Annotated in this window: 22 protein-coding genes and 1 tRNA gene; 15 read left to right on the forward strand and 8 right to left on the reverse strand. The window is 38.4% G+C overall.

The window, feature by feature from the left end:
• Window positions 1–233 precede the first annotated feature (233 nt).
• Window positions 234–1,571: a magnesium transporter gene (gene mgtE, locus F957_RS15995; RefSeq protein WP_016543054.1), complete on the forward strand. Its 1,338-nt coding sequence runs from the start codon at window positions 234–236 to the stop codon at window positions 1,569–1,571.
• 77 nt (window positions 1,572–1,648) lie between these two features.
• Complete coding sequence (locus F957_RS15990) at window positions 1,649–2,242, forward strand: DUF4112 domain-containing protein (RefSeq protein ID WP_016543055.1); 594 nt, start codon at window positions 1,649–1,651, stop codon at window positions 2,240–2,242.
• A 58-nt stretch (window positions 2,243–2,300) separates the two neighbouring features.
• Here the strand turns inward: F957_RS15990 and htpX are convergent, their stop codons facing one another.
• Window positions 2,301–3,206, reverse strand: a complete 906-nt coding sequence (gene htpX, locus F957_RS15985; protein WP_016543056.1) for a protease HtpX — start codon at window positions 3,204–3,206, stop codon at window positions 2,301–2,303.
• Between the two features lie 217 nt (window positions 3,207–3,423).
• The gene (locus tag F957_RS15980) at window positions 3,424–4,302 is read right to left on the reverse strand and encodes a lytic transglycosylase domain-containing protein (RefSeq protein ID WP_081401612.1); all 879 of its coding nucleotides are present in this window, start codon (window positions 4,300–4,302) and stop codon (window positions 3,424–3,426) included.
• Between the two features lie 497 nt (window positions 4,303–4,799).
• Here F957_RS15980 and ttcA point away from each other — a divergent pair, with 497 nt between their 5' ends.
• Window positions 4,800–5,705, forward strand: coding sequence for a tRNA 2-thiocytidine(32) synthetase TtcA (gene ttcA, locus F957_RS15975; protein ID WP_004651954.1), 906 nt, complete (start codon window positions 4,800–4,802; stop codon window positions 5,703–5,705).
• A 196-nt stretch (window positions 5,706–5,901) separates the two neighbouring features.
• Window positions 5,902–6,285, forward strand: coding sequence for an SCP2 sterol-binding domain-containing protein (locus tag F957_RS15970; protein ID WP_004651955.1), 384 nt, complete (start codon window positions 5,902–5,904; stop codon window positions 6,283–6,285).
• Window positions 6,286–6,341: 56 nt separating this feature from the next.
• Here the strand turns inward: F957_RS15970 and F957_RS15965 are convergent, their stop codons facing one another.
• Complete coding sequence (locus F957_RS15965; protein WP_016660197.1) at window positions 6,342–7,451, reverse strand: MltF family protein; 1,110 nt, start codon at window positions 7,449–7,451, stop codon at window positions 6,342–6,344.
• A 373-nt stretch (window positions 7,452–7,824) separates the two neighbouring features.
• Between F957_RS15965 and greB the strand changes: the two genes are divergently transcribed.
• From greB to F957_RS15950, 3 genes are all read left to right on the forward strand, one after another.
• The gene (greB, locus tag F957_RS15960; RefSeq protein ID WP_005202026.1) at window positions 7,825–8,313 is read left to right on the forward strand and encodes a transcription elongation factor GreB; all 489 of its coding nucleotides are present in this window, start codon (window positions 7,825–7,827) and stop codon (window positions 8,311–8,313) included.
• A 96-nt stretch (window positions 8,314–8,409) separates the two neighbouring features.
• Window positions 8,410–8,499: transfer RNA gene (locus tag F957_RS15955), tRNA-Ser, on the forward strand.
• A gap of 168 nt (window positions 8,500–8,667) precedes the next feature.
• Window positions 8,668–9,888 (forward strand): tyrosine-type recombinase/integrase, encoded by a 1,221-nt coding sequence (locus F957_RS15950; RefSeq protein WP_016541152.1) that lies wholly within the window; start codon window positions 8,668–8,670, stop codon window positions 9,886–9,888.
• A 275-nt stretch (window positions 9,889–10,163) separates the two neighbouring features.
• On the opposite strand, the gene F957_RS21835 is transcribed toward F957_RS15950, so the two are convergent.
• Entirely contained in the window at window positions 10,164–10,643 is a 480-nt protein-coding gene (locus tag F957_RS21835) for a hypothetical protein (protein ID WP_016660198.1), read from the reverse strand.
• 450 nt (window positions 10,644–11,093) lie between these two features.
• Between F957_RS21835 and F957_RS15945 the strand changes: the two genes are divergently transcribed.
• Window positions 11,094–12,194, forward strand: coding sequence for a ComEC/Rec2 family competence protein (locus F957_RS15945; protein WP_032860717.1), 1,101 nt, complete (start codon window positions 11,094–11,096; stop codon window positions 12,192–12,194).
• Window positions 12,195–12,293: 99 nt separating this feature from the next.
• On the opposite strand, the gene F957_RS15940 is transcribed toward F957_RS15945, so the two are convergent.
• The gene (locus tag F957_RS15940; protein ID WP_016541154.1) at window positions 12,294–12,551 is read right to left on the reverse strand and encodes a helix-turn-helix transcriptional regulator; all 258 of its coding nucleotides are present in this window, start codon (window positions 12,549–12,551) and stop codon (window positions 12,294–12,296) included.
• A 193-nt stretch (window positions 12,552–12,744) separates the two neighbouring features.
• Between F957_RS15940 and F957_RS15935 the strand changes: the two genes are divergently transcribed.
• The 3 genes from F957_RS15935 to F957_RS15925 all read left to right on the forward strand — a co-directional run bounded on the left by F957_RS15935 (window position 12,745) and on the right by F957_RS15925 (window position 17,493).
• Window positions 12,745–13,644 carry a hypothetical protein gene (locus F957_RS15935; protein WP_016541155.1) on the forward strand — a complete coding sequence of 300 codons (900 nt, stop codon included), beginning with the start codon at window positions 12,745–12,747 and terminating at the stop codon, window positions 13,642–13,644.
• Window positions 13,645–13,869: 225 nt separating this feature from the next.
• A complete protein-coding gene (locus tag F957_RS15930; RefSeq protein WP_016541156.1) occupies window positions 13,870–16,293 on the forward strand; it encodes a hypothetical protein in 2,424 nt (807 codons plus the stop codon).
• A gap of 282 nt (window positions 16,294–16,575) precedes the next feature.
• Complete coding sequence (locus tag F957_RS15925) at window positions 16,576–17,493, forward strand: YagK/YfjJ domain-containing protein (RefSeq protein WP_016541157.1); 918 nt, start codon at window positions 16,576–16,578, stop codon at window positions 17,491–17,493.
• 117 nt (window positions 17,494–17,610) lie between these two features.
• Here the strand turns inward: F957_RS15925 and F957_RS15920 are convergent, their stop codons facing one another.
• The 3 genes from F957_RS15920 to F957_RS15910 form a co-directional block, all read right to left on the reverse strand.
• Window positions 17,611–18,375 carry an NYN domain-containing protein gene (locus F957_RS15920; protein ID WP_016541158.1) on the reverse strand — a complete coding sequence of 255 codons (765 nt, stop codon included), beginning with the start codon at window positions 18,373–18,375 and terminating at the stop codon, window positions 17,611–17,613.
• A gap of 166 nt (window positions 18,376–18,541) precedes the next feature.
• A complete protein-coding gene (locus F957_RS15915) occupies window positions 18,542–19,111 on the reverse strand; it encodes a hypothetical protein (protein ID WP_016541159.1) in 570 nt (189 codons plus the stop codon).
• 49 nt (window positions 19,112–19,160) lie between these two features.
• Window positions 19,161–19,577, reverse strand: a complete 417-nt coding sequence (locus F957_RS15910; RefSeq protein WP_016541160.1) for a hypothetical protein — start codon at window positions 19,575–19,577, stop codon at window positions 19,161–19,163.
• A gap of 681 nt (window positions 19,578–20,258) precedes the next feature.
• Between F957_RS15910 and F957_RS15905 the strand changes: the two genes are divergently transcribed.
• From F957_RS15905 to F957_RS15890, 4 genes are all read left to right on the forward strand, one after another.
• Window positions 20,259–20,492 (forward strand): hypothetical protein, encoded by a 234-nt coding sequence (locus F957_RS15905; protein WP_016541161.1) that lies wholly within the window; start codon window positions 20,259–20,261, stop codon window positions 20,490–20,492.
• Window positions 20,493–20,528: 36 nt separating this feature from the next.
• Window positions 20,529–21,578, forward strand: a complete 1,050-nt coding sequence (locus F957_RS15900; protein WP_016541162.1) for a DUF932 domain-containing protein — start codon at window positions 20,529–20,531, stop codon at window positions 21,576–21,578.
• A gap of 165 nt (window positions 21,579–21,743) precedes the next feature.
• A complete protein-coding gene (locus tag F957_RS15895) occupies window positions 21,744–22,856 on the forward strand; it encodes a YqaJ viral recombinase family nuclease (protein WP_016541163.1) in 1,113 nt (370 codons plus the stop codon).
• 225 nt (window positions 22,857–23,081) lie between these two features.
• The gene (locus F957_RS15890; protein ID WP_016541164.1) at window positions 23,082–23,978 is read left to right on the forward strand and encodes a recombination directionality factor; all 897 of its coding nucleotides are present in this window, start codon (window positions 23,082–23,084) and stop codon (window positions 23,976–23,978) included.
• The last annotated feature ends 237 nt before the right edge of the window (window positions 23,979–24,215 follow it).

Here is a 24,215-nt window from a genome sequence, read left to right on the forward strand (position 1 = left end):
TTCATTTTTGTTGTCTAAGTTGAGAATATAAAAAAATATTTGTAGTATTGCGATGCCGCATAAGCGGTTGAATGAGGTTTGATCCCCCAAATGGACACGCAGAGTTGTAGTTTATTTCAAATTACACATTTTTATCTTGATTCACATCTGAATGAAGCTCCCTATTCGACAGTAAAATAATACGCTGCGTCTAGTCACCTTCATTGCAGATGTTTTGTAGTGAAGAGGCAGACATGAGCTACAATAATTTTTTGTATTTATTAAACGACGCACTTAAAAATAATCATATTGATCTTGCATTGGCATCGGTTGAAACCTTTCAGGCGGTGGATATTGCCGATGTATTAACGCAACTTGCGGTTGAGCAGAGTCAATTACTGCTGACGCATTTACCCGATCGGGCCTATGTCTTTTCCTATCTTCCCCCTAGTGAACAGGTCAAACTGGCCCAAGCCATGCCTAGAAATGTCTTGGCTGAATTGATTGGTGAAATGTCATCGGACAAACGTGCTGACGTATTCAAATGCTTGGATGAAGAACAACAAAATGCGCTATTACCAGCCTTAGCACAGGCGGAGAGAGAGGATATCCGCCAACTGTCATCTTATTTAGAGGGCACAGCAGGGGCGATTATGAGTTCCGAATATGCGACTTTAAAACCGAATATGACGGTCAATGATGCAATTAAAATGTTGCGTCTTGAAGCACCAGATACCGAAATGATCTATTTTGCTTATGTGTTGGATGAAGCACGTAAAATTCTGGGTGTATTGTCTTTAAAACAACTGATTCTTGCACCTGAAGAGCAAAATATTAACGAGTTGATGGAGACCAATGTCTTAACCGCTTATGTCGATACCGACCAAGATGAAGTGGCAAAAACCATTGCTCGTTATGACTTGCTTGCATTGCCAATTATTGATCATCAACAGATGATGGTCGGGATCGTCACCTACGATGACGCGATGGATGTGGCGAGTGAAGAAGCAACCGAAGACTTCTTAAAAGTTGGTGCGGTCAATGCATCATCTAAGCTCAGTATTAAATCTGCGCCCATTCTACAACTTTACCAGAAACGGGTGTTTTGGTTGGTTTTCTTGGTGTTTGGTAGCTTGCTGTCAGGGATCGGGATTGCCCACTATGAAGATGTGATTGCCAAAAATCTAGTATTGGTGTTCTTTTTGCCCTTATTGGTGGGAAGCGGCGGGAATGCCGGATCTCAATCTTCGACCTTGATGGTGCGTGCCTTAGCCACAGGTGATGTGCAATTCAAAGACTGGTTTCATTTGTTAGGGCGAGAAAGCTTAGTGGCATTATGTTTAGGTGGCACCATGGCGGTTGCAGTGTCATTACTGGGGTATTTCCGTGGTGATGAGATGGTGGCCTTGGTACTGGCGCTGAGTATGATGGGGATTGTATTGATGGGCTGTCTGATTGGTATGAGCTTGCCGTTTATCTTAAATAAGGCTGGACTTGACCCTGCCAGTGCTTCTGCGCCGTTGGTCACCTCAATTTGTGATGCGACAGGGGTATTGGTGTATTTATTTATCGCGTCGATGATTTTATTCTGATTGGTAATAATAATTGTACCGACAAACAGGGAAATCTGCTTTATTCTCAAGCATAAACATTGTTTTAGGTTGTGTGAATGACAGGTTCAACAGAACAAAAAAAATTAACTCAGCAGCAAGCCATCGCTGTAGAGCGTGATTTAGCCAAATTTGCCAACACCATGGATAGTTTGGTACGGATTCCTTTTACCAAACAGGGAGTCGGGGCCGATGCTGCATTGAGTACTATTCCTTTTGCTGGCGATATCGCGGGTTTTGTTTTGACACTATATGCCTTTAAAAAAGCCAGAGAAGTGGGCGTACCGCAACATAAACTCAAAGGTGTGCTTAAGCTGGCAATTATGGATATGCTGGTCGGATTTGTTCCCATTGTCGGCACTGTATTCGATGTCTTTATTCGACCAAGCCGCAGGACACTGGAAATCGTACATGCACATATCCGTGAAGAGTATCAGGTGCATAGTGATATTCATGTGGTGCATCCATTCCTACACGAATCATTGGAACAAAAGCAAAAAACATCAGCTTTTTGGCGTAATCCGATTGTCAGTTGGATTTGGTTAAGAATCCCCGATTTATTGGGTATTGCTGTGCTGATTTTATTGATCGTCGCGGTTTGGGCTGGTTTTAGCTATCTATGGCAATTTTATCAGTCTTTTCAAGCTCACTAGATTTTTAAGCAAAAATAAAGCCTCCATGATGGAGGCTTTATCATTTATCTGATACTGATTATTGAACATTTAATTGCTGTAAGGCAGCAACACGTTGTTCAATAGTTGGGTGGGTTTGGAATAAAGCCGCTAAGCTAAAGCCTTGTTCCTTACCTTCCGCAATCGCAAATGCTTTCATTTCTTTCGGCATTTGGTCTGGCATTTCTGATTCTGCTTGTAAACGAAGCAGGGCAGAGATCATTGCTTGTTTACCTGCTAAACGGGCACCAGCTTCGTCTGCGCGGTATTCACGTTGACGAGAGAACCACATCACGATGGCAGAGGCCATAATACCGAATACGATGTCGAGTACGATGGTAATGGCAAAATAAGCAAGTCCAGGTGCTTCACCTTCTTCACGACCGAACACATTACGGTCAATAAAGTCACCTGCAATACGTGCAAAGAACATCACAAAGGCGTTCACGACACCTTGAATCAATGCAAGGGTCACCATGTCGCCGTTGGCAACGTGACCAATTTCGTGTGCGAGTACTGCACGAAGTTCATCTTTGTTCATGCGCTCAAGTAGACCTGTTGAAACAGCTACCAGGGCGTCATTTTTATTCCAACCTGTCGCAAATGCATTGGATTGGTAAGAAGGGAAAATACCGACTTCAGGCATTTTAATACCTGCACGTTGCGATAATTGCGCGACTTCTTGTAATAACCAAGCTTCTGCTTGACTACGAGGTGCATTTGGGTCGATTAATTCAGTTCCAGTGGTTTTTTTCGCCATCCACTTCGACATGAATAAGGAAATTAAAGAACCTACCATACCAAAGACAAAACAGATGACCAGTAGGTTGCCTAGATTCAAGCCACCCGCGCCATGGTAACTACCGACACCGAAGAGTGACAAGATAATGCCAGCTACAACCAGTACCGCGAGGTTGGTTAGCAAGAACAAACCAATCCGCATCATTGAGAAAACCCTCTTATAAAGAAAAAGTGATCTGATTTATAAATTATAAATCATAACGCTAATATGCAGGGCGAATTGTAAAAATTCAAGCAAAAAGTGGGCACAGATACATTTAGCCTATAAAACGATGAATTGGCTATGAAACAGTGACTTAAATGAAATTTTGTCTAAAAAATATTAGGCAAAATCATTCTGCGAGAATAGCTGGCCTGAATTGTTAATCACTGAGGCGTATTCTGGCAGAAGCAGTGGCATTGGTGGTGGTATATGTCCCTGATGGTGCATCGGTAAAGGTACCATCGTCAAGGGTAATAATTTGGCGATTATATTGCCTTGGGGCTGGTGTGGTTTCAGTCGTTTCATTGGCAGGGGCTGTGTAATTTGCCGATTGGGCCAATACTTGGGCATTTGTAGGTGCGTTGTTGGAAGTATTGAGCGAGTTGCCTAAGCCTGAGGCATAAAGATTTTGATAACGGCTGGTCACACGACGCACATAATCTTGGGTTTCACGAAATGGTGGAATGCCACCATATTTATCCACATTGCCTTCACCTGCATTATAGGCTGCAATCGCCAGTCGGGTATCGCCATTAAAGCGCTTGAGTAACCAGCTCAGATAACGTGCACCTGCAAAGATGTTTTGTTGTGGGTCATAGGCATTATTGACATTGAAGCGGCGTGCTGTGGCAGGCATGAGCTGCATCAGGCCTTGGGCACCTACCGGTGAGCGTGCATTAATATTGAAACCTGATTCGGTATGCATAACGGCTTTAATTAAGCCTTCTGAAATACCATGTTGTTGTGCTGCTTGGCGAATCAGGTGATCAAAGGCATTTTTATTACGGCTATAGCTTGGCAGTACTGAGGCCTCACTGGCGCCCCAGTTGCTATAACTATGGATATTACTGTCTGGATAATAGGTGGCTTTAATCACTTTTAAATGACTGTACTCAGCTTTTTTCTTATTGGTGAGCAGGGTAGTGCCATTATTGTCTTTAAATTGATAAATGGTCTGCCCCGCATAACTTGAAGTTATGCCATTAAAAAAACCGATTGTCCCCAAACAAAGGGTAAAAAAATACGTTGTTTTGTTCATCATTATAATATTCACGAAAGGATGAGCATAAGTTCTTCACAGCAGTTTAACAAAAAAAAGTAAAAAAAGAACTTTGGCTACAATTTTTTTATTTTTGGCTGTCGGACAAAAAGCAAGTCTTTTTGTTCGAATGTTCAGCAAAAAAAATTAAAATATTTTTTTTAAAAACCAAGTCTTGACTTATGTAACTAGTTGATTTCATTTTAATAAAATCATTGGTTAAAAAATGATCAATCTAATGGGAAGCCTTATTTTAAGATAAAAACAGTTTGTCAATAGCGAAGAAATCCACAAATTTATCCACAGCTTTTGTGGACAACTGTGGAAAAGTTTGAAATATAAGCAATCTAGGCCAATTTGACATTTTTTGATCAGAATTTTACCAGTATGAAACTGAAATATGACGATTGAAAGAAATTGAAAAATTCTTTAGATGCGCATTTTTTCGGAATGAGATAAAATCTTGCGGTATTTTTGTTTATGAGTAAATCACGTCTATGTACGCGCCAGTGGAGTCCAATCAAGGATTTAATTTCAAGCCAGAACTACCGACAAGTTCAGCGTATTATCGTCTATTGAAAAAGCTTCGTCGTCAGGTTGGGCATGCAATTCGTGATTACAACATGATCGAAGATGGCGATAAAGTCATGGTCTGCGTGTCTGGTGGTAAAGACAGCTATACCTTGCTCGATATCTTGTTGCAGTTTAAACGTATTGCACCGATCAATTTTGATATCGTTGCGGTGAATCTTGACCAGAAACAACCGGGATTCCCAGAAGATGTATTGCCACGTTATATGGAAGAAAACAATATTCCGTATTACATTCTGGAAAAAGACACCTATACCATTACCAAACGTTTAACCCCAGAAGGTAAAACCTATTGCGCAGTGTGCTCACGCCTACGCCGTGGTTCGCTGTATGGCTTTGCACAAGAAATTGGTGCAACCAAAGTCGCGTTGGGTCATCACCGTGATGACATTATGGCAACCTTCTTTTTGAATTTATTCCATGGTGGTAGCTTAAAGGCAATGCCGCCAAAATTACTTTCTTCAGATAAAAAGAATATTTTGATTCGTCCTTTGGCTTATGTCGAAGAAAAAGACATTATCAAATATGCTGAGTTACGCCAGTTCCCGATTATTCCGTGTAACTTATGTGGCTCACAAGAAAATCTACAGCGTGCCATTATTAATGATATGTTGCGTGAATGGGATAAACAGCATCCTAAGCGCTTACACAGTATTTTTGGTGCCTTACAGAATGTTTCTCCTTCGCAATTGGCGGATCGTGAGCTATTCGATTTTGAAGCATTGGATGGTCAACGTGAATTTGACATGAAAGATCCAGAAGAGCTGAAAAATCGTTTGGATGTGGTGAATCTGAGTTTTGCTGCTGAGTAAAGTGTAAAACTTTTTTAAAAGGTACTGCTTAAGTACCTTTTTTTTATAAAAAATTTAAAAATTGAATCACGCGTACAAAAAATCATAGCCTAAATTAAAAATTACATGCTATAACAGGGCACAAGCAAATTGCTTCATGAGATGTCGTCTGGATAGATGGCACAAGAAATTGAACAAATACATTTGAGGAATAATCATGGCTGCATTTTTAACTGATGATTGGTTTGCAACTGTTGAAAAACTGACTGCTGAAGCTGGTGATTTAAATTTACCACCAGCACTTGCGAATTTAGCGATTAACTTGGTTGTAACAGATGCAGCAGGTAATACTGAATTGGCTTTAGATGCAGGTAAAATCCAAAAAGGTTTATCTTCAAATGCGAAAACAACTTTGAACATGGATGCTGAAACTTTACGTAAAGTATTCTTGGAATTTGACATGGCTGCTGCAATGCAAGCATTCATGACAGGTAAAATCAAAGTACAAGGCGATATGTCACAACTTATGGCTTTACAAACAGCGAAGCCAAGCCAAGAACAAAAAGATTTATTTAAGAAAGTACTTGAGCAAACAGCTTAATTACTGTTGGCATAAAAAAAAAGCTTACCCAGTGGTAAGCTTTTTTTTATCTCTATTTAGACATCAATACGGCTATTGGTTTTGAGGTGTTCTAAATAAGTACGGATACGCGTTACATATTGTACCGCTTGCTTATAGCGACCATTTCGCGCTTGGTTGCGTTGTAAATAGTCATATAAGTTGACCCATTGATTCGGGTCTTTGCCTTGTGCACGAATACGTTTTTGAATCTGGCTGACTGCGCCAGGTCCCATATTATAAGCCACTAAGGCGTACCAGTTACGATCTGGATAAGGTACATTGCCAAATTGATCTAGCATCAGATCAAAATATTTCGCACCGCCTTGAATACTTTGCAGAGGATCTGAGCGGTTGCTCACACCCATTGCCTTGGCTGTACTATTAGTCAACATCATTAAACCACGGACACCAGTGGGAGAAACTGAGCTGGGTTTAAGATAAGACTCTTGATAGCCAATTGCTGCGAGTAAGTGCCAATCTAAATTGTATTTAGACGCGCTTTGTTTAAAGCTGGCCTTATAAATCGGTAAGCGTTGTTTCAAATCTCTTTGAATGGTTGACCACGACTCTGGTTTAACCACATTGCGGTTATAGAACGAGGCCAATTGCTGGGTCATACCCGATTGCTTACTTTGACAGATAAAACCACTTGCGGTCAGGGTGAGCGGATCATCAGCTTGTTTGAATACCCAGTTTAACTGAGGATTTAAACCATTTTTGCTCAAACTTGCTTGGTCACCACAACTTGCTGAAAATGAAACCAGTTGTTTACTTTCAATTGCAGCCAGATTCGCTGTGGTCATCGCGATATTCGCTTTACCTTGAGCAACCCATTTCAATGCCGTGGCATTGTCGGGAACCGTTTTAAAATCGAGCTTTACATTTAAACTTTGTGCGTATTTACGCGCTAAATCGTAACCAAAACCATGTAGGAATTCACCTTCTTTAAACACTGTTGTTGGGGTTTCAACCGCAACCACTGTTAAAATATTGGTGTTCACAATCGTGTTGTATTGATGTGATTTTTCAGCATTCAAGCTATTGAAAGGAAGGATGGCTACTCCTAAGGCTAAAGCTTGAAAAGGTCGTTTGGAAGATAAAGAGTTAAGGCTAGGCCTCGACCCAGAACTTGAATTACTGTGCATGTTGTCTCCGCTACAGATAATTTATGCCCAAAAAGTTCAGCAAAACACTGCCTTAACTTTTAAAAGTTGATAAATTCAATAAGGGGTGGGCAAATCATGAACGTCATTCAAAATGACATTGATTAAAGGGAAAAATGATGCAAATGTTTCACAACATTTACAAAGTGTATAAAAAATAAACAAAAACAAACTTAGGGGCGCATATTAAGCGGCAAAACTAAGAATGTCAAATTTTGCACAATAAAAAACTGAGAGTTGCATCACAAACCTATGATTTGGAAAAGAATAAAATTTATACACTTTAGTGGTGGCGAAATAAGGAATACAATGCAAAAACTTGTAAATGGACTGTTGTATTAACGTATTTGGGCTTATGAAATCGAATTTAATTACGCGTACTGGACATGATTTATTGGTCGCCGAGCTCAAAAAGCTTTGGCATGATGAACGTCCTGAGATCACCAAGAAAGTGAATTGGGCCGCTAGCCTTGGAGATCGATCTGAAAATGCAGATTATCAATATAATAAACAAATACTTAGAAAGATTGATCGTCGGGTCCGTTACTTAGGAAAGCGTTTAGAAGAATTAAAAATTGTTGACTATGTACCTGAGCAGGAGGGGAAAGTCTACTTTGGTGCTTGGGTTGAAATTGAAAATGATGCAGGGGAGCAAAAAAAATTGCGTTTGGTGGGGGTCGATGAAATTTACGATCATCACCCGCAACATATTTCGATTGAGTCACCAATGGCCCGTGCTTTACTGGGGAAACAAGTGGATGATGAAGTAGAAGTACATACACCCTTGGGAAAAAAACTGTGGTATATCAATTCCATTCGCTATGAAAAACCTGAAAATGCTTAAAATTACAGGATGTTGATTTTATTTTGAGCGGTTGATGCATTATTTTGAATAAAAGATTTGCCAAGTTGAACTTTTATTTATATGATAGCCGCCATTGGAAGCGTGGCAGAGCGGTTTAATGCACCGGTCTTGAAAACCGACGAGGGTGTGAGTCCTCCGTGAGTTCGAATCTCACCGCTTCCGCCAAATTCAAGTTTCTGACACTGTTTAACACGATATAAGTTTATGATTTATAAGGTTAAAGTTGGAGATTTACAATATAACAAGCCGTGACGCACTACGCCAATCGGTAGTTATAAAGTAGTAAAAAATGCAGTAAGATTATTTCTTACTGCATTTTTTTATGTCTGAATTATGGCAACTCGTGGAATAAACAAGCTTAGTGCTTTACAGGTTAAAAAAGCTAAACCTGATCCTGATAAGATGTATAAACTGTCAGATGGTGGAAACCTTTATCTGCGTATAGACCAGAGTGGTAGCAAGTATTGGATCTTCAATTACACACGTCCGTTCCTAGGCAAGCGTAACGATTTATCTTTAGGTACTTACCCAGAAGTTTCGTTAGACGACGCTCGTACTATTCGTGATGAATATAAGAAACTCATCAAGCAGGGTATTGATCCAGCAATGGAGCGGATTGAAACCAAGTCTCAGAAACAGAAAGAAGCAGAAAACACCTTTCGTATCGTCGCTGAAGCATGGCTGTATAAACGTGAGCTAGAGCAAAAACAAGATGAAGAGACGATCCGTCGTTTAAAGCATGATGTCTATCCATACGTTGGTGATTTAACCTTTCCACAGCTTACCTTAGAAATTCTTGAGATTAAGGTCTTTAAGCGCATTATTGAGCGTGGAGCTTTGTCTGTTGCCAAGCGCCTTAAATCAGACCTCAACCAAATCTTTAAATCTGCGCGTAAAAAAAAGCTCATCCAATATAATCCGATTGAAGATATTGAATTACCAAAACCACAGAGTGGAAATTTTGCAGCTGTGACAGAAGAGCAAGACCTAGCCCCAATGCTGAATAAAATTTGGAATTACTCTAAGCTTTATACACGTTGTTTGCTGACCACACAGGTAGCATTAAAAATCTCGGTCCTGACTTTTCAGCGACCTGGGGAGATTCGCAAGCTGAAAAAGGATTATTTCTATCGTGAGGAACGCTGCTTTAAATTTACAGCCAGTAAAACCAAGCAACTTCATATTGTGCCTCTGTCAGATCAAGCTTTTAACTTGATTGAGTCAATTATTGATCTGCATCCATACAGCGAATACATTTTCGTAGGGCGGGATGGTAAAACCTTTATTTCTGACAATACCATTAACTCCGCTTTAAAACGCTTGGGCTATGGTGGTGAACAGACAGCACATGGCTTTAGGGCAACTGCACGTACCATGCTGGATGAAATTCTGGAGCAGCGTGTGGACTTTATTGAGCACCAGTTAGCCCATAAAGTAAAAGACAATAATGGTACAGCCTACAACCGAACTAAGTTTCTGAATAATCGTAGGGAGATGATGCAGGAATGGGCTAACTATTTGGAATCATTGCTTGAATATAGTGAACTGAAGTGAGAAGAATGCTGATCTTGTAATTAAATTGCTAGGAAAAAATATTAAAGACAAGTCTAAGAGAAGCCAATTTTTTTCAAATTGGCTCTGTTTATTTTAAAGAAATGAGGTGTTTATGCATAAGTAATTAATTTTATATAATGACCATTGTCTTAAATAGCAGTTGTAATGAGTGCTGAGTGAGTAATTTTTTAAGCTATCTCTTCACAAGAGGATAAAAGACATTTTGCATATGCATATGCTCTAACTTTTACCCATGTTTCATTTATCATGAAACACTAAATTAATAGAAAAATAACGTGTAGGATGATTAGAACATAGTATTCAGATGGTAATAAGCTTAGAGAGTTTATATCAACATATTTATCTTTGAATTTAACAAAGATTATTGAAAGACTTATTAGTAAGGAGGCTAAGATAATTACTATAGCTGTGGTTTTAAAAGCTAATAGATTTCTGCTAAATCCACAATTCATATTTTCTTTAAGAATTAAAGGATATTTTTTACTATCTCTTGTTTTTTCTTTTAGGTAGTTAATTGCTGAAATATAGTATTGATCAGCATTAGCAGGATTAGACCTTTCAGCTCTTTCAGTAACATTTTTAAAATTTGATACTAGGGAAACTAGCTTTTCTCTATATCTTTGTTTTGTAAATTTATCAAGCTCATTGTTTGAATGGCGTAAAATAAGAGTTGTAGGGGCACCACCCCATTTAGTAAATAATGTCTGTTGAATTAAATTTCCTTTTGATGACATTTGGTTGGAAAAAAATTAACTACTCCACAAGTCAATAAGATTGTTAACAGAGAGCCTAATAGTGTTCTAAGTGGTTCAAACAGTATATATGCCGTTAATATAATTGGTAACACAATAAAGAGTGCAGGTCTTACTCGTGCAGAAAGTGAGTATTGATCAAAATAGTCGGATAGTTTCACTATATTTTCTCATTCTATAAAGTATATGTAGTTTCGGTAGGATGCAGGTTTTTTAGTATTAGGCGTTTAGATACTCCTATACAGGAATTCTAAAGACTTACTCTCGCACTCCCAAGGTTATCAGTAAAATTTATAGCTAACTTCAGGGATGGAGAAATTCAAAAAAGTCCAACAACGCATAACTTACTAACTAAAAGAAATCATTAAATTTTAATTGAAATATAAAAAATAGCTACCACTTACTATACAAGAATGGTTTTGGGGTTTTAAGTTGATTACAAGTTATGAGATAGAGTTTTTGCCTGTTGGAAATGGGGAAAAAAGTGGAGATTGCATACTTTTTCATTACGTTGAAGATAATGTAGAAAAAATCATTGCCTATGATGGTGGAACTCAAACATCTGGCAAAGCTATGGTTGAACATATTAAAAAATACTATGGTATGGATAAGATTGACTATCTTATCAATTCACATCCTGACGGTGATCATGTTTCTGGATTAACATATGTGCTGGAAAATATGAAAGTTGGTGAAGTTTGGATCCATCAACCGTGGAAATATAGTGCAGAGATTCTAGATCTATTTCATGATGGACGTATGACTGCAAATAGTCTTAGTGAACGTATGAAAACTAAATTGAGACTTGCACATCGTGTGTATGAACTAGCTATACAGCAATCTATTCCAGTGTATGAACCTTATGCAGGCGCACAAATTGGACCATTTACAGTTCTGTCTCCTGATGAAGATTGGTACAAAAATACATTAGTACCAGACTTTTCAAAAACTCCACCAAAAGCAAAAATGGTTTTTGAAAATATTATGGATGGCTTAGAAAATCTTGTTGAAACAGTTGCGAAGCTACTAGAGGAATCATGGACTGATGAGAATCTTCCTAATAACGTTCAAACTTCAGCAGAAAATAATAGTAGTGTAGTGCTATATGCAAATTTATTAGGACGCGGATTCGTACTTACTGGTGATAGTGGTGTCGAAGCTATTGATAGAGCTTGTATTTTTGCTGAACAAAACAATTTAAGACTGAAAGAGGATTTAAAGTTTGTTCAAGTACCACATCACGGTAGTCGGAGAAATGTATCTACTACTGTACTAAACCGTTTATTAGGTGAGCCGATCAATTTTGATGCGCATAATCTTATTTTAAATAAGACGGCATTTGTATCAGCATCCCAATCCTCTAAAAAGCATCCAAGAGATCGTGTTGTGAATGCTTTTATGCGTAGAGGGTTTAAAGTTATTGCAACTAAAGGAAGTACAAAACGACATTATAATGGAATGCCTGAACGAGCTGGCTGGGGTTCAGTAACCCCATTAGAGTTTTCCTATGAAGTAGATGATACTGATAATTAAGTTTTCTAAAATTAACTACAACAAAGCTTATGCAAAATCTCATGATTTAATTCGCGATAAAAAAACAGCCTGTCTATGACAGGCAGTTTTTTATACTGCTTAATTATTTTTCTGCTCAAGCCACTCATGGATCTGGCTTTCAGTCCAAGTCGGCATACTTGAGGTCAGGTATGTCGGTGCGGGAAAGTCTCCTCGACGTACCATCTTCCAAAAAGTAGATTCTGCAATATTTAACAAACCTTTGCTGGCAGACTTATTTGAGAGTCTTCTTCTGCGGCCACCACGATCCACATAGTCCTTTGCGGGACGTTCAGGATAGTTGACCAAATCTCTAACACGATAACGATGCTCTAGCATGGTATATGATTCCAGTAATAAATTGACATTTAAGTTATGAATCTAATTGGCTAGATCCTTTCTAACTTGCTATGCCACAATCATATCGATCCATGTCCATGATTTTAATAATTCTAGTTAAGTAAAGATTTACTATACTATAGTGATATAAAACGTATCTGATAAATAACAGAATAATTGAGGTGGAAGTTTTATGGCTTATGTAGATCAAAATGAATTATTTGTATTTGTTTTTGAGGTATGCCAAGGGTTTCTTAACTACTGTACGAAAGCTACATATGAGCATGATATCGAAGCACCCGATAGGGATGATTTGGGGCTAGCTTATTTGCAAGAGATTCAGAGGAATTTTAAGGAAGAGGAGTTACAACAAATTGTTGAACTCATGGAGCAGCCTATTATTGTTAAAAGATATAATAAAACGTATTCAAGTCATGACTTTTTAGAAGTTTTAAGTCTCATCTTTGAGCTGATAGAACAATTTGATGAGCTCTCAGATAAAGAGATAAAAAAAGCGTATAAAGAAATAATTATTCAGTATGCTGAGATGGATGTAGATATTCTTTTTAGCAAGAAAATTCATACTAGAATAAGAGGAGTGCGTGGAGCAAATAAACGGTATCAAAAGAACCTATATAAAAAGCATCAAGTGATTTTTGACTTTATGCTGAATAAAGCTCAAGCCCAAGGCAAATGGGATAATCTGAATACAGCTGTAGACAGTGTCTTACCAGAATTAGACCTTGTACTTAAGCAATTTGATAAAAAGTGGATAGAAACCCAATTAGAAGAAAAAATGAAAACTCTAGAAGAGCTTCAGCAAGAGTTCAAACAATTTAAAGTAAATCCGCCAAGCTACAAACTAGGTTCAGGCTTAATCATAACTGCAACTCGAGAGCAGACCTATATCAATAAAATTAGACAACTTAGAGTTACATGCCGAGAGCTTCAAAACGCCTTGCAGATTGATGACCCATCAATTTTGCTGAAGAAGCAGCTTCCATTTAATACAGCTTATCAGCCTGAAGTGATCAAAAATTTATTACGTAAACAACCTGACTTTCTCACTCAAATATTAGACATGCCAAAGTAATCTTGGCCTAAATACATTAGAAAACTGCAAACGGAAGTGAGGAGTTTAATAGCAGGGGGCTGCACATTTTTGTACAGATTTTTTTGATTAGGACTAGATAGGGCTCTGTTATTTTAGTTAAAACTCGTGTGATTCTATTTGAAAATAACTGTGATTAATAGGAAGTTGTAATGTAGTATTAAATTAAATTAGCCTTTGCTATGAAAGCATTTGAATAGGATTTATATGGATTTTCAAGAAAAAATTTCTAATGATGATTTTTTTAAGTTGATGAAACATCGAATCTTCTCATGCTATTCAAAACGTACTACCTCGACTTTGCGGGAAGGTATAATTTTCAAAGAAACCATAGATGCTTTAAAGCTGTTAGAGAACTTTGCTTTTGAGATTAAAGATAGTGTGTGGGAGAAAGATTCATTAGTTTTAAAATGTGTATACCCAGAGATTAAAAAGCAATTTAATGATCTACGTTTGAAAGCATATTTATTCCCACACCCCGAAATGTTCAATCATTTATTTTTTCAAAGTGTGTATGGGGCATATAGACTTTTTGATCAAATACTAGAGAGCGAAATTCGAAAAGACAATTCTCTTAATTCTTCCGCCCAGATGCAAAAAAAGATTGAATTGGTATATTTAAAGAGAGCATTTGTTGTAGATAAACCTAGGGGTGTCGACACTACGACTTTTGGAATTATGCTAGAACAGAATAAATTTCTTGAAGATTTATTGTGGGTGATTTCTCAAATTCAGAATCGAATTGATCGAGGTATCCATAGGCAGTTAGCACAAGAGGAAAATGTATTTAATAATTTCAATCAGCAGACGAGAGTTTTTGATGACTTATTACGAAAACATAAGTCTGTTTATGTGTTGGTGTTAGATATTTACTTTGAGAGCTTCTTCAAGTCATTATCAGAGCCGACTTCGGTATCAGGGGAGTTGAAAATACATCAGATTGAACAGATTCGTATGATTCTGGCCCAGCTTGCTCCCCTCCATGGGATCATTAAGATCGAGACCCATTTCAAAGAAGGGCTGAATTTACATTGTGTTTTAATGTTTGAACCTACTAAAGGTTTTTCAGAAAAAAATACAATAGAGATGTTAAGGCGGTATCTCCAACAGGTTATAGGAAATTTAAATCATATTGATATTCGAAATTGGAATACAGTAATCAAAAAAAATTATTCTAAAACTGCTGTAGGTCTTATCAGGGCCTCACAACCCAAGAATGTTGCAGCATTCAAATACTGGATCTTAAGCTTTTTCTATACGCTTGATTTACATATTGAGCCCTATTTGCCAAGGCAATTAAAAAATCATTTGGCTATTAACGCAAATTTAGACTTCTACATCAATGCGGTTGTGGCGCAGAGTGAGAATCAGAGTCGCAAGCATGACATTACCGTGGAGAATGCCTTAAAGGATTTAGAAAAAGCGAATAAAGCTTTGCAGAAAATAGTTCAGCCCTTTTTCTCAGAGAAAGATGAAAAAAATGTTTGGAACACTAAGAGCTTATCTAACGTAAGTAAAGGCTATATAGAAGCAGTAATGCACTACTATCGAGAGATTGAATCTGATGAGCAAAAGCTTCAATCTATGATGCATATTGAGATTTTTATTGAAACATTGATAACTGCCCAATTTAAGGCATTTGATCTAAATGATTCTTTAGATCAAGATCAACTGACAGTGCAGCTTTTACGTCGGGCAATAACTCGTCTTGGTCAGAGATTTCTTTTACTAGGAAAAATTCAGGTAGAAAATGAATACTTTATTAAAACAATACATTATTCAAAGCTGTACGAATCTGAGGCTTTTCAAATAAGTAAGCAAATTTTCACGCAAATCGTAAATGGGCATAATCCTAAAGAGATAGTTGTTTACACACAATCTTATGTATCTGCCTTGCGTAATACTTTTACACAAGATTATGTCTGTTATGACAGAAAGACAATTAAAGAAATGAGAACGGATGCGTACTGGAAATATAAAAAGCGAATAAATGCAGCGAATGTCTTGTTCAAAGAATTGATGAAACAAGATTGTTTAATTTATAGAATGACTGTTGAATTGATTCCAGAAGTTGGACATATTCCTCAAGCTGAGTTAGCTGTTTTGTGGACTGCTTTTTTACATCAAGCACAACGGGCAGAGCCCCTATCATGGAAGACAGGCTACTTTGGATTATGGAGTAAAAATAATGAAGGACATTTTTATGCTGATGTCTTTTTTGTGCTGGATCATCGAGCATTTGCTGATAAAAATTCGATACCTCGATTGTTAAATAAAAAGTGGTGTAACTTTGTAAAGGATAAAGCTCAGTCAAAGCTAAATTGGGATGAAAATCCTAAGTTTAAAATTTGTAAAGTAGAAGGCAAACCAATGATGCAGGCCAATAAGGAGTATTTTTTGGAGCACTTGCTTATTGAGTCAACCAATAAAGAAAGGAAGATAGATTTCTTAAAAAAAGTTATTCCAACTTTCTTAAGCCATAGTGTTTTTATAGAAAATACTATGGCAGCTGAAGAACATAGACAAGCAGAAACAGACTCAAAACTTTTGATAAAAAGTAGTATCGCTGCGACGAAGAAAAAGAGGGCTACATCCAACAAAAAACTGGAAAAAATTTCCAGCTCATCTTAAGTGAGCCATAAGAATGCAGATGAACCATAACGTAACTTAAGCTTGTAAGATTTATTATAGACTTCTGTGATATGTGGGAATGCATATAGTTTAAGTGCTCGTGTACTACGGTCTTTTACTTTATGGAATTTACTGGGTTATTAATATAATGAATATATCTCTTTAATATCTTAAGTAATATTGCTTTATTCATAATCAATTCATTACATATCATAAGTACATTCTGTAAAACTTCAATAACTTCCTAGTTGTATGTAGTTCAAAACAAACTAGGAAGCATCAATGAATACATCTACTCCTACTCTTAATGAATCTAAAGTATTAATGGATATAGATAACTTCATTACCTCTATGTCGTATAAGAGATACACTGAGCAAGGTTTTAAAGATGGTTTAATACAACTCACTACTCAATTTAAGGCAATCTATCAATCCCACTTACGATATGCCCAAAGTATTGAGACTTTTCATTCTTTGACGAAAGCTATTGATAAAATGTTGAATGGTGAAGATATCTCTGCTGTAAAGCATCTTAATCCTATGCAAATGTCTCGTTTATTAGAGTTGCTACATTACGGGAAGTTAAATTTTGCACTTGAGATGATAGGGTTAAAAGCCCAAGAGCAACGTAATCAGCGTAGTCTTCGCGAGTATCTACAACAACTAACTCAACATTACTCCAAACTATTATTTATTCGTATAGATTTGAGTGTTGAGCTTAAACATCAGCATACTGTAGATATTGAGCAATTTAATGCCTATCTACGCACTTTTATAAATAGAGTGCAAAACCAAGATACTTGTTTTAAAGGTCTACAAGGTTATGCATGGGCTTTAGAACAAGGCGCAACTAAGGGTTATCACTGTCATGTCTTACTGATCTATGATGGACATAAACACCAAAAAGATTTTGGTATGGCAATACAGGTTGGACAGTGCTGGAGTGAGATAACAGCGAACAAAGGTTATTACTTTATCTCTAACTCCCCTGAGTACAAGGAGCAATTTCAAAAAAAGGGTAAATTGGGAATTGGTATGATCCATAGGAATAAGCCTGAGCAAATTCAGAACGCCATCAATGCAGCTATGTATTTGGTAAATCCAGAAAAAGATAACCAACATCTTCGAGCTAGAACTCCAAGGATGCGTAGCTTTGGCAAAGGGCAGTACGAGCTTAATAAGCGTAGAGGGACTATTTAAGCTGAGTAAAAGCGTTCAACAGGAAAGATGGTAAGAAAGTAGGATGTGTAATGTATTACTGCAATACGCATCCTATGTAATAATAATTAATCTAATCAATACAGCTATCTTTGGGAGTTAGGAAGCTTTAAGCCGAATATACATATGATAAATTTGAGATGAGTCATTCGGTTTACGTTTATCTATTTCCAGATAATTTAAATTTTCTACTAATGCACTTAGTTTCTCATAGCCGTAACTACGAGGGTCAAAGGAAGGATCACTTTTAATCATATATCCGCCTACTCCAGATAGAGCAGCCCAGTCTGAATCTTTCGATGAAGCATTAATGGCAACTTTTAGTGCATCTTTTAACTTTTTATCTTTAGATAAGGTAACTTTTTTAGGTACTTTGGGCTGTTTCTGATCCTCTGTTTCAGTTGATGCTACTTCTTCAACTTTAGGTGTAAGATTTTCAACAAAAATAAATTGATCACATGCAACTATGAAGGCATTCGGAGTCTTTTTTTCTCCAAACCCATATACAACTAATCCATTTTCTCGAATTCTTGTTGCTAATCTTGTAAAGTCACTATCTGAAGAGATCAAGCAGAACCCATCTAAATGACTTTGATGCAGTAGGTCCATTGCATCAATGATTAGAGCAGAGTCGGTTGCATTTTTCCCTGATGTATAGCTGAATTGTTGGACTGGTTGAATTGCATGTTTATGTAATTCTTCTTTCCATGATTTTAAGTTTGGTTTAGTCCAATCACCATAGATTCTTTTGATGTGGGCTGTGCCAAAACGAGCGATTTCTTTTAGTAAGTTTTCACAAACAGAAGCTTGAGCATTGTCAGCATCGATCAAGACTGCAAGTTTTAAATTATTTGTTTCAGACATTGATTGATTTTCTATCAAGAAATTAATCAAATCTATAATGAAATAATAATAAATACAACAACTTGTTGTTTCTATTGTTTCAAATATATTTTTGTACTATGTTAATTTTATAAAATTAACATAGTCTGGATTAGAGTTTTATTGGCGTGCGCCTATTATCATAAAATCATTCTTCGGCAAGGGCTTGATAAGTAAGTTTGCCATGTGTGGTATACAAATAAACTTCTTTGATTTCTTCAGCAGTACACCCCTTTAAAACAAGTTTAAATACATCTCCGTAATAAGACACATTTGGAAATTTAGCTGTAAATGGTTCTAGACCAACGACTTTACAGTTTGGATTGTCCATTTCAACCTTATCAATGACATCGTTTACCTCAGAGACCACTTTCAAACGAGTGGTGTCATAAATGGTTTGTGTGACTACGATAAAGTTTGGAGGAGAACCAATAGGGCGGAACTTAACTTCTACAGCTTCACTTGGTAGCAGTTCGCGCTTAAGTTGAGGTGGGGGAATATCAGTATTATCAGCTCCTGTATAAATACTGTCTGGATCATAACGATCATGGGCAATTGCAGCAGCTTCGGCTTCCTGCTCTTTCAATTGCTGCTTGGAATCATCTTGGATAGGAGTATTAGTTGATTCGCTTGTAATATCTGGCGAGGAAGGTTCTGGTGTTTTATGACAGGCTGTTAGAGTCACTAGAATGACAGCCGTAATGAAGATCTGTTTCATGACAGAATTTCCTTTTAATTCGAGAATGGATGACACAAAGATTGCTTGTTTACTGAGAACTAAACTGGGTACGTTGGACGTACTTCAGAACAGCTATACCTTTGATGTACAACCATCTGTCATTAATATTCTCGGCATGATAATCAAAGACCTGATAAGCAAAGTCATCAATATCAATTAACCTCTGTTCCTTTAAATCCTTACCTTCTCGAATAAGGGCATTCAGATCACCGCTATAGATGTAATAACGTAATCGATCATCTTTAGGAATAATTTGCCATTCTCTGCTAATTGCCACAAAAGCATTGCAATTTACATTGCCTTCGCAGCGTTTAATTGTTGGAGCAGAGGAAGGCTCATTAATGAGTGACATGACTTTATTCATATCAGCATGACAAACTGAGGCGATGGATAAGCATGCTGTGACAGCACTGTATTGTAAAAATGCTTTGATTCGGTTGTTCATTAAATTAAATCCTGATTATTGTTGTTTATTGATTTTTAGAACGTGCAGACAGACAGCATTGCTACATTTCAGACATAGAAGTACTTCAATGACTAAAGTTTCATTGAGGAATTAGAAAAGTAAATGCCTGATCAGCGTTAAAAATGCTGTGATGCAGATCGCTTTAGTCTGTTAAATGATCTGTCTTATGTGGCGATGAGCCATGACAGAAAGGGAAAGGCGAAGAATATTTAGAAATATAAAAAACAGTCATGATTGACTCCTTTGGGTATAAAGAAGTTTCACCACATCACTGTCAAATAATGGTGGCGAAACGAAAAGGGGTTGACAGACTGATACCCAAAAAGATCAGCACACCCGAAGGTGTCCCCCTCCCGTTCCGCCGCAGAGGGGGAGACGCAGGGTCGCCCACCAAAAAGTTAGACTTTTTAGTGTGCTTTGGGTAAACGGTCTGTCAAAACCGACTGACCATGTGGGTCAGCAGGCCCATCATAATCATAACGATTTCATAGGTCAATTCGATTTGTCCTGATGTTCTGTATAACCCAGTAAAAAATGAACAGGCATACGATTCTAAATTATTTCAAATACATATTACTGAAATGAAGAAATGCCAAGCAGCATCGTAATGAGATCTGCAACAGCGTTTTAAACAGTCATTTCTAACATTGGAGAACGTCCATGTCGTATTTGGAAACAGAAGAAGAACCGTATAGTCCTCGCTTTCGCGAACCACAACCACCGCAACTCAGCCTAGCCAGTGCACCCACAACTTTGGCGATATTAGGCATGAACCTTGCCAAGTCGATAGGTTTTTCACCGATGTTGGGTGGTGTGGCAGGCGCAGCCTTAGGTGGTGTGATTTTAGTGCTGGCAGATCAAACCCGATCCAATATCAGCACACCTAAATACTGAGTATGCAATTAACAACAGAATTAAAGGACATATCTTATGGCACATTTAGTTGAAACAATGGCATTCACTGGACAAACCCCTTGGCATGGCTTAGGCAATCAACTGACACCAAACCAACCTTTAGAGGTTTGGGCACAGCAGGCAGGGATGGACTGGCGGATTGAATCGTCAGATGTCAGTTACATAGCTCAAAACCAACGTGGGCAAAGTATCATCATGCCCTTTGAAGAACAGCGAGTTTTATACCGTTCCGATACCCATGCACCGTTATCCGTAGTCAGCCAGCGCTTTCAGGAAGTCCAGCCAATGGAAATTCTGGAGTTCTATCGAGACTTAACTGAACAATCAGGTTTTGAACTGGAAACCGCAGGTGTACTCAAAGGCGGCAAGAAATTCTGGGCATTGGCAAAGACTGGACAAACAACTGCCTTAAAAGGAAAGGATGTGAGTAATGGCTATATTCTCTTGGCAACAGCCTGTGACGGCACATTGGCAACCACAGCTCAGTTCACATCCATTCGAGTGGTTTGTAACAACACTTTGGCGATCGCTTTACGTGGACAGCAAGGGAATACGGGTGTGGTAAAGGTTCCGCACAGCACCCGATTCAATGCAGAGAAAGTCAAACAGCAACTTGGTATCTCAGTTCGTGCATGGGATGAACACATGTATGAAATGAAACAATTGAGTCAGCGTAAAGTGACGCAGCAAGAAGCTGCCGCTTATTTTGATGCAGTGTTTAACAATACTAATTTAAGCATGGCTGAGCAGGATGAAAGTATCATTCAGTTCTATCGAAATGTTGCTATGCCGAGTCCAACCAACTCATCTCGATCAGACAATAAGACAGAACCGAATGGACGTGCCATGTCTAAGGTGATGACCATGTTTAACGGGCATGGACGTGGGGCAGAGCTGAGTTCAGCCAAAGATACGGCGTATGGATTATTATGCTCAATCACCGAGTTCTGTGATCATGAACGTCGTGCCATGAGTAGAGATCATCGTCTGGACTCTGCATGGTTCGGTATGGGAGCAGCCATTAAACAACGAGGACTTGAACAGGCATTGAGAATGGTGGCTTAAATCAAGGCATCTATTCAGTTTTAATTAAGCTTAACGTCCTAATCTAAAACTACGGTAACAACCGTAGCAAGCAAAGCAATACCCTTTTGGCCACTTCCTCAGATGTGGCTTTTTTTATGCCCGAAATTCAGCATTTACAATTTTACCGATACAGGAATATTCTCTATGAATAGTCATACCCAAATTCAGAACACTCTAAATCATCCACCGTTACAACCTTATCCCATCAAGATTGAAACTGAACATAAGGTTGAGGTGGGCACCCGAACCAAGAAAACGCCAAAGAAAACCAATCATCTACCTTCAGCAAAACGTCTTGCCAACACTAAAAAGCTGAACTACCAACAATGGATAGAAGTCAGAAAACAGGGCATTGGCAGCAGTGATGCAGCAACCGCATGTGGCCTCAATCCCTATATGTCGATGCTGGAATTATGGATGATCAAGACCGGTCGTATGCAGCAAAATATTGAAGATGAAAGTGCTGGCCATGCACCTTTATATTGGGGTAAGCAGCTGGAACCTCTAGTGGCCCAATACTACAGTATGCATACCAACCATAAAGTCCGTCGGGTTAATGCCGTGCTACAGCATTCTGACGAAGACAAACACTTTATGCTGGCTAACTTGGACTATGCCGTGGTGGGTAATGAAGAAGTCCAGATATTGGAGTGTAAAACAGTAGGTGAGTATGGTTCAAAACTATGGCGGGACGGTGTACCGCTGTATGTTTTATGCCAGGTACAACATCAACTGGCAGTCACAGGCAAACAAGCAGCGCATATCTGTGCCTTGATCTGTGGACATGAAACCCGGATCTTTAAGGTAACCCGCAGTGAAACGGTGATCAAATACATTGTGGATGCAGAGCGTTACTTCTGGGAATGTGTGGAAAAAGATGTACCACCTGATGTCGATGCATCTGATTCAGCAGCCAAAGCCTTACAGCTTTTATATCCAGCCCATATACCACTCAGTACGACGGATCTATCTGAGGATGTCACAGCCAATCAATGCTTTGAGCAATTACTGCAACAACGTCATTTGCTGGAGCAACACCAAAGAAGTTTTGATCAGTTGAAGCATCAAATCCAAATCAAGATGCAGGATTCAGAACGGGCCATATTTAAGGCCGGTTCAGTCACTTGGAAGAAGTCGAAAGATTCGATCAGCTTAGACAGTAAAGCCTTATTGCAGCAGCATCCAGAGTTTTTACAACAGTTCCCACAAAACAAACAGGGCACACGTAGATTCCAGATTTATACAGATGCTGATTAATCCAACCGAATTAGCCTAAGCAAATCTTCTGAACTTCCACATCACTTCCCCAAATCCCATTTCATCAAAAAAGCGCAAAACAGCCCCCGTCACCAGCAAGTACCGTGAAGTACTTACTGATGACTAAATGGACTGTTCTGCGCTGAATTTATGCATTTAAAAAATGTTTGCTTCTTACACATATCAAAGGGGCAACCGTAAAAAATTACCGTAGAGGAAAGCAACATGATTAAAGGTTTAGCAATCACGCCACCCGTATTAGGACGTATCAGTATCGGCAAGATCGTCGAGAAGAATGGCAAACGTATACCTGAAAAAGATGATCAATTTACCATTACCAGCCAGATCCAGAATAAGGATGGATGGGTGAAACACCCATTGGATGAACAATTACGTGCTAGGGCACAAAACCAGAAACTCAGAACCATTCCTGTCAGGATGATTTTTAATGATCCTGAACTCAACTTGCGAGCCGAGTACACCTTGTTTGATAGACAAACTGGTCGGCCAATTTGTACCGGTAATGGAGATACTTGTCAGCGACATGGACCAAATGGAGTTGAGCAGCATCCATGTCCATCACCTGATTTATGTCCTTTGGCCCAAGGTGGGCAGTGCAAGCCTTATGGCAGACTGTACGTCAACTTAGATGAGTCGGATGAGTTGGGTACATTCATTTTTAGAACCACAGGTTTTAATAGTATTCGTACTTTGGCAGCAAGGTTGCGTTACTACCATGCCGCATCAGGTGATCTACTTTCATGCCTGCCACTGCAACTCACTTTGAGAGGAAAAAGTACTACCCAAAGTTACCGTACCCCCATTTACTACGTGGACCTGACACTTCGGGATGGCGTTAATTTGCAAGAAGCAATTGTCTCAGCGAAACAGATTGAGGAACAAAGCAAGGCAGTAGGGTTTTATCAGGAGGCATTAGATTATATTGCACGACAGGGCTATGGAAATGCTAGCTTTGAGGTGGATGGTGAAGAGGGACTAGATATTGTTGAGGAGTTTTATACGGATGAAGCGAATACAGAGCAGCGTCAGCAATCTAATGATTTAACTCATGTGCAGGATATCCAGAAAGGGTTGCAGCAGTCGGTACAGGCTTTGAATTGATGAGGTGAGAGCAGTACATTTTTTATTATAGCGAGCTCTACTATTTGATTAAATTACTGCTCGCATCAATGATTAGGAGAATGAATCATGAATGTGCCAAAAAGATCAAGATTTCCAGATGAATCAATTATTCAAGATTATATAAGTATGAGAAATTACTGGTCTAAGCTGACCAATAATTTACCTAATGATGGACTCAATGTCTAAGAGGTATGATGAAAGTTTTCCTAAATCTAT

Origin of the sequence: Acinetobacter gyllenbergii CIP 110306 = MTCC 11365 (assembly GCF_000413855.1) — a bacterium.
GTDB lineage: Bacteria > Pseudomonadota > Gammaproteobacteria > Pseudomonadales > Moraxellaceae > Acinetobacter > Acinetobacter gyllenbergii.

What these genes read in the sequence shown, in the direction of transcription:
- F957_RS15905 (WP_016541161.1), top strand. Translation starts at nt 20,259, where the DNA reads ATGTCGTATTTGGAAACAGAAGAAGAACCGTATAGTCCTCGCTTTCGC.
- mgtE (WP_016543054.1), top strand. Translation starts at nt 234, where the DNA reads ATGAGCTACAATAATTTTTTGTATTTATTAAACGACGCACTTAAAAAT.
- F957_RS15900 (WP_016541162.1), top strand. Translation starts at nt 20,529, where the DNA reads ATGGCACATTTAGTTGAAACAATGGCATTCACTGGACAAACCCCTTGG.
- F957_RS15940 (WP_016541154.1), bottom strand. Translation starts at nt 12,551, where the DNA reads ATGCTAGAGCATCGTTATCGTGTTAGAGATTTGGTCAACTATCCTGAA.
- F957_RS15930 (WP_016541156.1), top strand. Translation starts at nt 13,870, where the DNA reads ATGGATTTTCAAGAAAAAATTTCTAATGATGATTTTTTTAAGTTGATG.
- F957_RS15950 (WP_016541152.1), top strand. Translation starts at nt 8,668, where the DNA reads ATGGCAACTCGTGGAATAAACAAGCTTAGTGCTTTACAGGTTAAAAAA.
- F957_RS15990 (WP_016543055.1), top strand. Translation starts at nt 1,649, where the DNA reads ATGACAGGTTCAACAGAACAAAAAAAATTAACTCAGCAGCAAGCCATC.
- greB (WP_005202026.1), top strand. Translation starts at nt 7,825, where the DNA reads ATGAAATCGAATTTAATTACGCGTACTGGACATGATTTATTGGTCGCC.
- F957_RS15890 (WP_016541164.1), top strand. Translation starts at nt 23,082, where the DNA reads ATGATTAAAGGTTTAGCAATCACGCCACCCGTATTAGGACGTATCAGT.
- F957_RS15925 (WP_016541157.1), top strand. Translation starts at nt 16,576, where the DNA reads ATGAATACATCTACTCCTACTCTTAATGAATCTAAAGTATTAATGGAT.
- F957_RS15895 (WP_016541163.1), top strand. Translation starts at nt 21,744, where the DNA reads ATGAATAGTCATACCCAAATTCAGAACACTCTAAATCATCCACCGTTA.
- F957_RS21835 (WP_016660198.1), bottom strand. Translation starts at nt 10,643, where the DNA reads ATGTCATCAAAAGGAAATTTAATTCAACAGACATTATTTACTAAATGG.
- ttcA (WP_004651954.1), top strand. Translation starts at nt 4,800, where the DNA reads ATGTACGCGCCAGTGGAGTCCAATCAAGGATTTAATTTCAAGCCAGAA.
- F957_RS15910 (WP_016541160.1), bottom strand. Translation starts at nt 19,577, where the DNA reads ATGAACAACCGAATCAAAGCATTTTTACAATACAGTGCTGTCACAGCA.
- F957_RS15920 (WP_016541158.1), bottom strand. Translation starts at nt 18,375, where the DNA reads ATGTCTGAAACAAATAATTTAAAACTTGCAGTCTTGATCGATGCTGAC.
- F957_RS15935 (WP_016541155.1), top strand. Translation starts at nt 12,745, where the DNA reads ATGGCTTATGTAGATCAAAATGAATTATTTGTATTTGTTTTTGAGGTA.
- F957_RS15965 (WP_016660197.1), bottom strand. Translation starts at nt 7,451, where the DNA reads ATGCACAGTAATTCAAGTTCTGGGTCGAGGCCTAGCCTTAACTCTTTA.
- F957_RS15915 (WP_016541159.1), bottom strand. Translation starts at nt 19,111, where the DNA reads ATGAAACAGATCTTCATTACGGCTGTCATTCTAGTGACTCTAACAGCC.
- htpX (WP_016543056.1), bottom strand. Translation starts at nt 3,206, where the DNA reads ATGATGCGGATTGGTTTGTTCTTGCTAACCAACCTCGCGGTACTGGTT.
- F957_RS15970 (WP_004651955.1), top strand. Translation starts at nt 5,902, where the DNA reads ATGGCTGCATTTTTAACTGATGATTGGTTTGCAACTGTTGAAAAACTG.
- F957_RS15980 (WP_081401612.1), bottom strand. Translation starts at nt 4,302, where the DNA reads ATGAACAAAACAACGTATTTTTTTACCCTTTGTTTGGGGACAATCGGT.